Below are 11,303 nucleotides of genomic sequence, written 5' to 3'. Positions count from 1 at the left end.
CACTCCCAGCATCGCGGCCTTGCCTTATGGCAAGGCCGGCTCGCTCATGCTGGCGACTGTCTGCCAGAAGGCGTCGATCAGCGGCCCCTTGCTGTGGGGTGGGCGAATAAGGCCTATGGTCCAGCAGGCTTCCCCCTCGGTCAGCGGCAGGGTCAGCACGTCCGGGTGCTCTATGGTGGTGGAGGAGGGCACCAGGGTCCAGGCGATGTCGGCAGCGGCGGTGGCGACGCCGGCGGCGAAGTCGTTGACGTACTGGATATCGCGAAAACGCAGCCCGCTCTGGGCCAGGTAGTGCATCAGGTGATCGTAAAACGAGGGGGCCTTGTCCCGACGCAGGATCGCCAGCGGCTTGTCCACCAGATCAGCCAGCTTGCTCACGCCGGCGTAGCTCGCGGGCAGCACGGCGACAAAATGGGCCCGCACCACCGGCAGACACGGCCACCCCTTGGGGGCGGGCAGGCGGCAGAAGCCGAGATCCAGCTTGCCTTCGCTCAGGGCCAGCAACTGATGGTGGGTGGAGAGATCGTTGAGCTCTATGGTCACCTGGGGGCGTTCGGCCCGAAATTGCGCGATGGCGGCGGGCACCAGCAGCTTGGTGGCGACCCCGAAGCCGATGCGCAGGGTGCCGCTGTTGCCAGCCAGCACGTCGCGGGCGCTGCGTGCTAGCTGCTCGCTGGCCGCCACCAGGGCGCGGGCATCCTCATAGAGGGCGCGCCCCAGCACGGTGAGACGGGTGCTGCTGGCATTGCGCTCGAACAGCTCGCCGCCAAATTCCTCTTCCAGCCGGCGGATCTGCTTGCTCAGCGCCGACTGGGTGACGTGCTGGCGCACCGCCGCCTGACCGAAGTGCAACACTTCCCCCAGGGTGACGAAGGCCTTCAGATCCCGCAACTCCATGTCGGCTCCTGTGATTCCTGTTTGGAATGTTGAATGGTTAAATTTGTCATTGGACGGAATTTTAGAACTGTTCGATGCTAATGCCAATTCCATTGGGCACCGCCAGTCGGTGCGATCAAGGTGGCCAGCCCACCGCCGCAGAAGGAGCAACCCCAGATGCATCACCACAAGTTCAACGACTTCCCGCAAGATTTTCTGTGGGGCGCCGCCTCCGCCGCCTATCAGGTGGAAGGGGGCTGGGACGCCGATGGCAAGGGTCCCTCGGTGTGGGATCTGTTCACCAAGCTGCCGGGCAAGACCTTTGAGGGGAGCAACGGCGACGTGGCGGTGGATCACTACCACCGCATGGAGGAGGACGTGGCGCTGATGGCCGAGATGGGGCTCAAGGCCTACCGCTTCTCGGTGAGCTGGCCGCGCATCTACCCGAGCGGCCGCGGCGAGGTGAACGAGGCGGGGCTCGCCTTCTATGAAAAACTCATCGATACCCTGCTGGCCCACCAGATTGAACCGGTGCTCACCCTCTATCACTGGGACCTGCCCCAGGCGCTGCAGGATGAGTACGGCGGCTGGGAAGACAGACGGATCATCGCCGATTTCGAGCGCTACTGCGTGACCCTCTATCAGCGCTTTGCCGGCAAGGTGAAGTACTGGGTGTCGCTCAACGAACAGAACTACAACCTGACCAACGCCTATCAGCTCGGCACCCATCCGCCCGCGGTGCAGGATCGCAAGCGCTTCTTTGCCGCCAACCACATCGCGTTTCTGGCCAACGCTCGCGTCATCAAGGCGTTCCGTCAGCACGTGCCAGGGGGGCTGATCGGCCCAAGCTTTGCCTATTCCCCCGCCTATCCTGCCTCGTGCGATCCCAAAGATATGCTGGCTTACGAGAATGCCGAGGAGTTCACCAACCTCTGGTGGCTGGATGCCTACTGCTTCGGCCGCTACCCCCAGGCGGCGCTCGCCTACCTGCGGGAGAACGGCGAGGCGCCCCAGATCCTGCCCGGCGATCTCGAGCTGTTGCGGGAAGGAACCCCCGACTACATAGGCGTCAACTACTACTACACCCTGACCTACACCGACAACCCCCTCGGCGGCCAGACGATGCAGCGCATCAATACCACGGGCAAGAAAGGCACTACGCCGCCGAGCGGCATTCCCGGCCTCTACAAGACGGCCCCCAACCCGCACCTGGAGACCAGCAACTGGGACTGGGCCATCGATCCGACCGGGATGCGCATCGCCCTGCGCCGGCTCTCCTCCCGCTATGGCCTGCCGCTGATGATCACCGAAAACGGCCTCGGCGAGTTCGACAAGCTGGCGGCAGGGGACAGGGTGCACGACGACTATCGCATCGACTATCTGCGCAGCCACGTCAAGGCGTGCCAGGAGGCGCTGCAGGACGGGGTAGAGCTCCTGGGTTACTGCGCCTGGTCGTTCACCGACATCCTGAGCTGGCTCAACGGCTACCAGAAGCGCTACGGCTTCGTCTATGTTGAGCGGGACGAGCAGGGGGGCTCCCTGCGCCGCCTCAAGAAGGACAGCTTCTACTGGTACCAGACGGTGATAAGCTCGGGCGGCAAGACACTGTAACCAAATCCATCCCCTCGACGGGCCCCGCCAACTGGCGGGGCCCGTTTTTTTTGTTCGTCTACCGGGCCGACCCGCGCCGCATCCGGGCATGGCACTTGCCGGATTGATCCAACTCATCTTTTTGTCAATTAGCGTGTGCGGATGGCGGCTGCAAACCGGCGGGAGGGGCAATCTGGTTTAGATTCAATATGTTTACGCGGCCCCGAAGAGGGATCTATCACCTTGGCAGAGGTGGAAGCGCATCATGCACCACAACAGCTCTCATCCCCGCTGCGGCGGGTTGGTTGCCCAGCAGGTTGATCTGCGCCAGCTGGTATACGCCCTGTCGGCGTCGCTGGATCTGGTCGGCATCGGCGATGTGGCACACGGCAAGCGGGTCGGCATCATGGCCGCCGAGTGTGGCAAGGCACTGGGGGCCGGTGAGATCGAGCAGGCCTGCCTGTTCGAGCTGGGGGTGCTGCACGACATCGGCGTCTCCTCCACCTTTATCCACAGCCATCTGGTCAGCGAGTTCGACTGGGAGTCTTCCCAGCGTCATTGCGAGGTCGGTTACGATCTGCTCAAGGATTTCCCGCCGCTGGCCCCGCTGGCGGAGCCCATCCGCTATCACCACACTCACTGGCATCAACTTGTTCTGCAGCAGGGGGTGACGGCCACGGTGCGGCGCCAGGCCAACCTCATCTTTCTGGTCGACCGGGTCGATGCCCTGGCGGCCCCGCATTATGGGGACGGCTCCCTGCTGATGCACACCCAGGAGATCCGGCAGCGGATCGAGGCGTGCGCCGGCGAGTTCTTCGACCCCGAGCTGGTGGCGGCCTTTTTGCGGGCCTCCCTGCCGGAGGCGTTCTGGCTGCAGTTGGAGGGGCGCGTCATCACCGACTACATGCACGGCATGCTGAGCGAGCGGGAGCCCTGTCTCACCAGCAACGGCGAGCTCAAACAGCTGGCGCGCATCTTTTCGGCCATCGTCGATGCCAAGAGCCCCTTCACCGTGGCCCACTCCCTCGGGGTGGCCAGGCTGGCCCGGCGGCTGGCCCAATGGATAGGAATTGAAGAGGGACGCTGCGAGCAGCTGGAGATCGCCGGGCTGCTGCACGATCTCGGCAAGCTGCGGGTACCCGACGAGATCCTCGACAAGGCGGGAAAACTCGATGAGCGGGAGCGGGCCATCATCAACACCCACAGCTTTGAAACCTATCAGATTTTGCGCCACATCGACGGCTTCGAGGAGATTGCCCTGTGGGCCTCCTATCACCACGAGGAGCCCAATGGCTGCGGCTACCCCTTCCACCTGACTGCCGAGGCGATGCCGCTGGAGGCGAGGATCTTGCGGGTGGCCGACATCTTCCAGGCCATGGTGCAGCACAGACCCTATCGGGCGGGGCTGAGCGCCGACGCGGCGCTCGCATTCTTGCAACAGCTGGCGAGCCAGGGGCGGGTCGATGTCGACGCCGTGGCTACCCTGGCGGCGCACCTGCCCGAGGCTCACCAGGCCGCCAGCGGTCAGACGCAGGCGGCCCAGAGAGATCTCGGCGTCGGTGAGCGGACGCCTTAGAGGAACATGCCGCCGGAGGCCTCGATGCGCTGGGCATTGATCCAGCGGCTGTCGGGGGAGAGCAGGGCGGCGATGACGCCGCCGATGTCCTCCGGCTGGCCCACCCGACCCAGCGCGGTCTGGCTGGCGATGAAATCGTTGACCGCCTGATTGTCCCGCACCACACCCCCGCCAAAATCGGTCTCGATGGCTCCCGGCGCCACCACGTTGACGGCGATGCCGCGCGGCCCCAGCTCCTTGGCCAGATAGCGGGTCAGCACCTCGACCCCTCCCTTCATGGCCGCATAGGCGGCATAACCGGGCAGCGCGAAACGGGTCAGCCCGCTCGACAGGTTGAGGATGCGCCCGCCATCGCGCAGAAGCGGCAGCAACTGCTGGGTCAGAAAGAAGACCCCCTTGAGGTGAATGTTGAACAGGGTGTCGAACTGCTGCTCGCTGGTCTGCTCGATGCTGGCGTGAATGCCGATGCCGGCGTTGTTGACCAGAAAATCGAACCGATCCCGCTGCCACGCGCCCAACTGCTCGCGCACCTGGCTGGCGAAAGCGGCAAAGCTGCTGCTGTCGGCCACATCGAGGGGCAGGGCATGGGCCCTGACGCCGAGGGCGGTCGCCTCGGCCACCACGGCCGCCGCTTCATCGGCCTGACTGCGATAGGTGATGATGAGGTCGACGCCGCGGGCGGCGAGGGCCAGCGCCGCCTGTTTGCCAAGGCCGCGGCTGGCGCCGGTGATGAGTGCGATGGGATGGGTCATGAGAGGACTCCTGTCTGTGGTCATGAGCTCGGGATGAGCCGGTGTGATCACTCTATTGCCCGTTGTTGATTGGATAAATAAGGCGATAATGAATGCACTGTTCCGATTAGCGAGACAATGGTGGCATGGATCAACTGGATGCGATGAGGATGTTTGTGCGGGTGGCGGAGCTGGAGAGCTTTACCCGCAGTGCCGAGCAGCTGGGGATCCCCAAGGCGACGCTCTCGGCGGCCATCCGCCGGCTGGAGGAGCAGATGGGCACCCGCTTGCTGCAGCGCACCACCCGGCGGGTGCAGCTGACCACGGATGGCCGGCTCTGTTACGCCCGTTGTCAGGATCTGCTGGCGGACATGGAGGAGTTCAACGGGCTGTTTCGCCAGCAGGGGCAGCTGAGCGGCCAGCTGCGGGTGGACATGCCGGGCCGGATGGCTCGCCATCTGGTGATGCCGGTGCTGCCCGCCTTTCTGGCGGCGCATCCCGCCTTGCAGTTGATGCTGAGCAGCACGGACCGGCGGGTAGACCTGGTGCGGGAGGGGTTTGACTGCGTGATCCGGGTCGGGGCGCTTGAGCCCTCCAGTCTGGTGGCGCGCCCCCTCGGCCACTACCGCCAGATCAACTGCGCCAGCGCCGCCTACCTGGCCCGCTACGGAACGCCCCGCAGCCTGAGCGAGCTGAGCGGCCATCGGCTGGTGCACTACGGCAGCAGCAGCGGGCCCAGAGAGAGCGGTTTCGAGTATCTGCAGGCAGACGGCTCGCGCGCCGTGCTGGCGATGAGCGGAGCGCTCACGGTGAACGACAGCGAATCCTATCTGGCGGCGGCGCTGGCCGGGCTTGGCATCATCCAGCAGCCGCGAGTCGGGGTGGAGCCACTGCTGGCCAGCGGCGAGCTGGTGGCCATCCTGCCAAAGTGGCAGGCGCCCCCGCTGCCCATTCACGCCCTCTATGCCCATCGCCGTCAGCTGGCCCCTAGGGTGCAGGCCTTCATCCAGTGGCTGAGCGGCATCCTGGCGTCAGCGCTGGGCCCTGACGGCCCGCGCGACAGCCTGGCGACGCGGGCAGGGATGGACGCAGCCGATTGATGGCTTGACGCTAATCCCCACCTGCGGCGGGTCTCTCTATGGCTGCCATCGACAATCCCGGTTTGGCGCCGGCCGGGCGGCTTGGCATAATGGCGCCCCACACGGGTTGGCCGCCTCTTTGCTGCGCGGCCAGACCCAGCAACAGTGCAGAGGAGATGTGATGAAATTTATCGGAGCCCACGTCAGTGCGGCCGGCGGGGTGGAGAACACCATCGCCCGCGCCCAGGCCATCGGGGCCAACGCCTTCGCCCTGTTTACCAAGAACCAGCGCCAGTGGCAGGCGGCGCCGCTCTCCGAGACCAGCATCCGCGACTTCAAGCTGGCCTGCGAGAAGGGGGGCTTTCGCCCCGAGCAGATCCTGCCCCACGACAGCTACCTCATCAATCTGGGTCATCCCGACCCCGATGGCCTCGCCAAGTCCCGCGATGCCTTTCTGGACGAGATGAAGCGCTGCGAGCAGCTGGGACTTTGCTACCTCAATTTTCATCCGGGCAGCCACCTGAAGCAGATCCCGGAGGCGGCCAGCCTCAAGCTGGTGAGCGAATCCATCAACTGGGCGCTGGAGCGCAGCGAAGGGGTGACGGCGGTGATCGAGAACACCGCCGGTCAGGGTACCAACCTCGGCTGGTCGTTCGAGCACCTGGCCACCATCATCGACGGGGTGGAAGACAAAAGCCGGGTCGGCATCTGCTTTGACACCTGCCACGCCTTTGCCGCCGGCTACGATCTGCGTACCGAAGAGAGTTGTGCCGCCGTCTTTGCCGAGTTCGACCGGACGGTGGGTTTCCAGTATCTGAAGGGGATGCATATCAACGGTGCCAAGTGCACCTTCGGCAGCCGGGTCGATCGTCACCACAGCCTGCGTGAGGGGAACCTGGGGGAGGCGGTGTTCCATCACATCATGAATGACCATCGCTTCGACGGCATTCCGCTGATCCTGGAGACCATTGACGAGTCCATCTGGGGCGACGAGATCCGCTGGCTGCGCAGCCTGGCGCAGGGGTGATGATTGACCGGCAGAGCGCATAAGGAGACAGGGATGCAAGAGAGAACAAGCGAACAGCCGCTGCGCTGGGGCGTTGCCGGCGCGGGGGCCATCGCCCGCCGTTTTTGTCAGGATGTGAACGGACACGCCAGTGGCAGCCGGGTGGTGGCGATCGCCGCCCGTGATCAGGGGCGGGCGCAGGCCTTTGCCGACGAGCAGGGCTTGCCCCACGCCCATGGCAGCTATCAGGCGCTGGCGGCGGATCCCCTGGTGGAGGCGGTCTACGTGGCGGTGATCCACCCGGAGCACGCTGCCCTGATCGAACGCATGCTGCTGGCGGGCAAGCACGTGCTGGTGGAAAAGCCGGCGGTGACTCGCGTCGCAGATTGGGATCGGCTGGTGCGGCTCGCCGCCGAGCGGGGCCTGCTGCTGATGGAGGCGATGAAGGTGATGTGCTTCCCCGCCATGCGCGCATTGCTGGGGCGCCTGTCGGCCCTGCCGGCCCCCGACAGGCTAAAGGCCGCCTTCGGCTCGGTGCAGACGCGGGACGGCAAGCTGTTCGATCCGGCGCTGGCTGGCGGCGCAGCCTGGGATGTGGGGGTTTACCCGCTCTGGCTCTATGCCGCCCTCTGTCACCAACTGGGGCTGGCGGCGGGGGAGCCCGAGGTCAGCCTCTCCCGTCAGGCGGGGGAGGTGGACGAAGCGGCCCGCTTTGATTTCGCCGGCCCGCTCAAGGCCGAGCTGGTGGCCTCCATCGTCGAGGATCTCGACAAGTCGGCCTGGCTGTCCGGGCCCGGCTGGGCGCTGGAGCTGGTGGGCAAGTGGTGGAACCCCCAGCAGATCGTCTGGCTTGGCGGCGCCCCCTTGCCGGCCTGGCCCCACGACATCGCGCTGCCGGTGGCGGGCGGTGGCATGCAGCACGAGGCGGATCACTTTGCCGCCTGCGTCAGGGTGGGCATCACCGACTCCCCCTGGGTGCCGCAGGCACTGACCAGACAGGTGCTGGGCTGGGTCGAGCGGGGATTACAGCCCGCTGAACGCTGAGTCACAAGGCAGAATGACCAAGAGGGAGAGCCTGGGCTCTCCCTCTTCCATTGCTGCCGATACCTGGCGGCAAGGGCCATGCCGGGCAATAGGCTGCCCGATCATCCCATTGGCTCAGGTGCTGCTGATCTGGCTGGGCAACACATCCTCCTGGGCGCGGCAAAATTGCAGAAAGCGGCGCAGGGCGGCGGAGTGATACTTCTGCCGGTGCCAGATGAGGGAGAGCTGACGGGGGAAGCGACGGGCGAGGGGCAGGGCCACCAGACGACCCGCCTGCAGCCGATCCGACACCGCCAGGTGGGAGATGAAGGAGATACCAAGCCCCTTCTCGACCGCCAGCATCACCGCCTCCAGGGTGTTGAGCTCGAGCCCCGCCTGCCAGCGGGGCAGCTCGGGCTGGATCTGCTGCTCGAACTGCTCGCGGCTGCCGGACTGGGGCTCGCGCAGCACCCAGGTCTCATCGCTCAGCTGGGCGAGGGAGAGGCGATGGCGGCCGGCGAGGGGGTGATCGGGCTGGGCCACGATCAGCATCTCGTCGTGGAGCCAGGGCTCGCTGACCAGGTCCGGGTGGTGGTTCTCCCCCTCGATCAGCGCCAGGTCCAGCTCGAAGTTGGCCAGCAGGTGGCAGAGCTGGTGGGTGTTGGTGATGGTGACCCTGGGCGGTTGTCCCAGCTCCTGCTTGCTGGTGGCGAGCAGGGCCGGCAGCAGGTAGTTGCCTATGGTCTGACTGGCGCCCAGACGCAGCTGGCCGCTCGGTTCGGCATCCGGGCTGAACAGGGTCTCGATATCCTGCATCCGGGTCAGCAGCTCCTCGGCCGCCGGTTGCAGCAGGCGCCCCTCGTTGTTGAGCTGCAGCCTGGGGTGAATGCGATCGAACAGCGGAGTGGCGAGCTGACGCTCCAGCTCCTGCAACGACTGGGAGACGGCGCCCTTGCTCAGACACAGTTCATTGGCAGCCAGCCCCAGATTGCCGTAACGGGCGATGGTGGCAAAGACCTTGAGTTGTTGCAGGGTCAGCTTCATGTTTGGAAATCCTGAACGATTGATTTAATTCATTTAGATATCGTAAACGATGGCCGCTCATTATCCTATGCCCATCGTCTCTCACATGAGGTTTCAGACATGATCGCAAGAACCCGTCAATCCCTGGCCGCTGCTCCGACCCCCATGGCAGGACTGGCGCTCGGGATCGCCAGTCTCGGTTGGTGCTGGGAAAATGCCGGTCACTTCGATGGCCGCCTGCAGTTGCTGGGTGCCGCCGTTGCCGCCGTGCTGCTGGTGATCCTGACCTTCAAGTTTCTGCTGCACCCGCGCCTGCTGTGGCAGGATCTGGCTCACCCCGTGGTCGGCAGCGTGGTGCCCACCTATGCCATGGGCACCATGGTGGTCTCCAAGGCGGTCGGCATGCTCAACGCCGGTCTGGGGGAGGGGCTCTGGCTGTTTGCAGTGCTGCTGCACCTGGGGTTCCTGGCCACCTTCGTCTGGCATCGGGCCAAACAGTTTGAAATCCACCACATGGTGCCGAGCTGGTTCGTACCGCCGGTGGGGATCATAGTCGCGGACGTCGCCTTCCCGGGCGGCCAATACGCCGCGCTGGCCAACGGCCTGCTCTGGTTCGGCATGCTCTGCTACGGCCTGATGCTGCCGCTGATGCTCTATCGTCTCATCTTCAGCCATGAAGTGCCGGATGCCGCCAAACCGACCATTGCCATCCTGGCGGCGCCCGCCAGTCTGTCACTGGCCGGCTACCTCACCGTGAGCGAGCAACCTTCCCTGCTGCTGGTAGCCGTGCTGCTGGGGATCGCCGTGCTGATGACCGGCATCATCTACCTGGCCTTCATCAAGCTGTTGCGTCTGCCGTTCTCGCCGGGCTATGCCGCCTTCACCTTCCCGCTGGTGATCGGTGCCACCGCCCTGTTCAAGGTGAGCCATCTGGTCGAGCAGTGGCCCCAGGCGGCCGAGTACGTCGAGCAGATCCGGCTGCTGGCCCACTTCGAGTTGGGCGCCGCCACTCTGATAGTCGGTTACGTGGCCCTGCGCTACCTGATGTTCTTCCTGCCGCTGGGCAACGACGAGCTGGCATCCGGCATGGTTCGTCGCTAGGAAATGGCCGCAAGAGGGCCGGGATAAAGGGTCCGGTGAGCAGGTCCGCGCAAGACGGACGCCACCGAACAGATGACGACAAGGCGCTCCACCTCGGGTGGGGCGCTTTTTTTATGGACTTGCCTGCGCAAACCCGCCCGCTTTGTTGGCCCCGGTCGGGGCGACCCTCTAGCCAAAGCCATGATGAATTTAACTGGTATTACCTGTCAGGATGAATACAATGCAGCTCCCTTTCCCATGTTTGACCCCATCCATGTCTTCCCATGATCCCGTGTTTGACCCTCGTTTCGAGACCCGATTCCTGCATCCGCGTTACTGGTTCAGCTGGCTGGCGCTTGGCGTCCTGATGCTGCTGGCCTTCGTGCCGGTGAGGCTGCGCGATCGGCTGGCCGCCGCCCTGGCGCCGCTGGTGTTTCGCATCTCGAAAAAGCAGGTCTACATCGCCAGAACCAACCTGGCCCTCTGTTTCCCGCAAAAGAGCGAGGCCGAGCGCGATGCCATCCTGATGACCTCTATCCGGGTCGGCCTCAAGAGCCTGCTCGGCTTTGGCGAGTTCTCGGTGCGCAGCCCCGCCTATCTGATGAAGCGGATGCGGGTCACTGGCTGGGAACATATCGAGGCGGAGCAGGCGGCCGGCAGACCGGTGATCCTGGTAGTGCCCCATAGCTGGCCGGTGGACGCGGCCGGTTACTACTTCACCCAGCGTGGGGTGCCCATGTGCACCATGATGAAACGGGCGCGCAACCCGGTGTTCGACTGGCATCTGAACCGTGCCCGGGCCCGCAACGGCTGCCGCGTCTATGAGCGCAGCGCCGGCATCAAGGCGGTGATCCGCACCATCAAGGAGGGGAACAGCTTCTTCTACCTGCCGGATCAGGATCATGGCCGCGAGAAGAGCATCTTCGCCCCCTTCTTCGGTCAGCCCAAGGCAACCCTGCCGGCCCTGCCGCGACTGGTGCAGGTGAGCGGCGCCAAGGCGGTGCCGCTGCTGGCCTGCTATGACGAGGCGCATCACTGCTACCGGCTGGAGATAGACGCCCCCTTTGACAACTATCCCACCGACGATGTGATGGCCGACACCTGCCGGATGAACGACATGGTGCAGCAGCAGCTCAGCCGGGATCCGGGCCAGTACATGTGGTTTCTCAAGATCTTCGACACCCGCGAGGATCAGGTCGGGCTGGATGGCCGCTATGAGGCGGGGATCCAGCGGATCCGTCGCGGGTTGCAGCCGCTCTCCTGATGAGCAATTCCTTGCTTGTACTATGGCCCTGCGGGGCCATTTTTATTGCTCCTCT

Annotated in this window: 10 protein-coding genes; 7 read left to right on the top strand and 3 right to left on the bottom strand. The window is 64.9% G+C overall.

The features are described 5' to 3' along the window. Positions 1-24 precede the first annotated feature (24 nt). Complete coding sequence (locus ACB033_RS08900) at positions 25-897, bottom strand: LysR family transcriptional regulator (RefSeq protein ID WP_139724455.1); 873 nt, start codon at positions 895-897, stop codon at positions 25-27. Between the two features lie 156 nt (positions 898-1,053). On the opposite strand from ACB033_RS08900, the gene ACB033_RS08895 reads away from it, so the two are divergent. After that, complete coding sequence (locus ACB033_RS08895) at positions 1,054-2,487, top strand: glycoside hydrolase family 1 protein (protein ID WP_139724457.1); 1,434 nt, start codon at positions 1,054-1,056, stop codon at positions 2,485-2,487. Between the two features lie 244 nt (positions 2,488-2,731). Next, the gene (locus ACB033_RS08890) at positions 2,732-4,042 is read left to right on the top strand and encodes an HD-GYP domain-containing protein (RefSeq protein ID WP_139724459.1); all 1,311 of its coding nucleotides are present in this window, start codon (positions 2,732-2,734) and stop codon (positions 4,040-4,042) included. On the opposite strand, the gene ACB033_RS08885 is transcribed toward ACB033_RS08890, so the two are convergent. Next, the gene (locus ACB033_RS08885) at positions 4,039-4,794 is read right to left on the bottom strand and encodes an SDR family NAD(P)-dependent oxidoreductase (RefSeq protein WP_005301360.1); all 756 of its coding nucleotides are present in this window, start codon (positions 4,792-4,794) and stop codon (positions 4,039-4,041) included. The two genes, ACB033_RS08890 and ACB033_RS08885, sit on opposite strands and share 4 nt — an antisense overlap. A gap of 125 nt (positions 4,795-4,919) precedes the next feature. On the opposite strand from ACB033_RS08885, the gene ACB033_RS08880 reads away from it, so the two are divergent. The 3 genes from ACB033_RS08880 (at position 4,920) to ACB033_RS08870 (ending at position 7,902) form a co-directional block, all read left to right on the top strand. Continuing rightward, on the top strand, positions 4,920-5,873 hold the full coding sequence (locus ACB033_RS08880; RefSeq protein ID WP_139724461.1) for a LysR family transcriptional regulator: 954 nt from the start codon (positions 4,920-4,922) through the stop codon (positions 5,871-5,873). A 160-nt stretch (positions 5,874-6,033) separates the two neighbouring features. Next, entirely contained in the window at positions 6,034-6,879 is an 846-nt protein-coding gene (gene nfo / locus ACB033_RS08875; protein WP_139724463.1) for a deoxyribonuclease IV, read from the top strand. A gap of 33 nt (positions 6,880-6,912) precedes the next feature. Further along, entirely contained in the window at positions 6,913-7,902 is a 990-nt protein-coding gene (locus ACB033_RS08870) for a Gfo/Idh/MocA family protein (RefSeq protein ID WP_139724465.1), read from the top strand. 114 nt (positions 7,903-8,016) lie between these two features. On the opposite strand, the gene ACB033_RS08865 is transcribed toward ACB033_RS08870, so the two are convergent. Continuing rightward, the gene (locus ACB033_RS08865; RefSeq protein WP_139724467.1) at positions 8,017-8,925 is read right to left on the bottom strand and encodes a LysR substrate-binding domain-containing protein; all 909 of its coding nucleotides are present in this window, start codon (positions 8,923-8,925) and stop codon (positions 8,017-8,019) included. Positions 8,926-9,024: 99 nt separating this feature from the next. Here ACB033_RS08865 and ACB033_RS08860 point away from each other — a divergent pair, with 99 nt between their 5' ends. Continuing rightward, positions 9,025-10,005, top strand: a complete 981-nt coding sequence (locus ACB033_RS08860; protein ID WP_054544830.1) for a TDT family transporter — start codon at positions 9,025-9,027, stop codon at positions 10,003-10,005. 253 nt (positions 10,006-10,258) lie between these two features. Then, complete coding sequence (gene lpxM / locus ACB033_RS08855) at positions 10,259-11,248, top strand: lauroyl-Kdo(2)-lipid IV(A) myristoyltransferase (RefSeq protein ID WP_139724469.1); 990 nt, start codon at positions 10,259-10,261, stop codon at positions 11,246-11,248. Positions 11,249-11,303 lie beyond the last annotated feature (55 nt).

Origin of the sequence: Aeromonas sp. S15(2024) (assembly GCF_041402265.1) — a bacterium.
Classification (GTDB): domain Bacteria; phylum Pseudomonadota; class Gammaproteobacteria; order Enterobacterales; family Aeromonadaceae; genus Aeromonas; species Aeromonas dhakensis.
This window is presented reverse-complemented; position numbering and strand designations above follow the sequence as displayed.

Coding starts and splice junctions, on each gene's coding strand:
- nfo (WP_139724463.1), top strand. CDS start 6,034: ATGAAATTTATCGGAGCCCACGTCAGTGCGGCCGGCGGGGTGGAGAAC.
- lpxM (WP_139724469.1), top strand. CDS start 10,259: ATGTCTTCCCATGATCCCGTGTTTGACCCTCGTTTCGAGACCCGATTC.
- ACB033_RS08860 (WP_054544830.1), top strand. CDS start 9,025: ATGATCGCAAGAACCCGTCAATCCCTGGCCGCTGCTCCGACCCCCATG.
- ACB033_RS08885 (WP_005301360.1), bottom strand. CDS start 4,794: ATGACCCATCCCATCGCACTCATCACCGGCGCCAGCCGCGGCCTTGGC.
- ACB033_RS08890 (WP_139724459.1), top strand. CDS start 2,732: ATGCACCACAACAGCTCTCATCCCCGCTGCGGCGGGTTGGTTGCCCAG.
- ACB033_RS08880 (WP_139724461.1), top strand. CDS start 4,920: ATGGATCAACTGGATGCGATGAGGATGTTTGTGCGGGTGGCGGAGCTG.
- ACB033_RS08895 (WP_139724457.1), top strand. CDS start 1,054: ATGCATCACCACAAGTTCAACGACTTCCCGCAAGATTTTCTGTGGGGC.
- ACB033_RS08900 (WP_139724455.1), bottom strand. CDS start 897: ATGGAGTTGCGGGATCTGAAGGCCTTCGTCACCCTGGGGGAAGTGTTG.
- ACB033_RS08865 (WP_139724467.1), bottom strand. CDS start 8,925: ATGAAGCTGACCCTGCAACAACTCAAGGTCTTTGCCACCATCGCCCGT.
- ACB033_RS08870 (WP_139724465.1), top strand. CDS start 6,913: ATGCAAGAGAGAACAAGCGAACAGCCGCTGCGCTGGGGCGTTGCCGGC.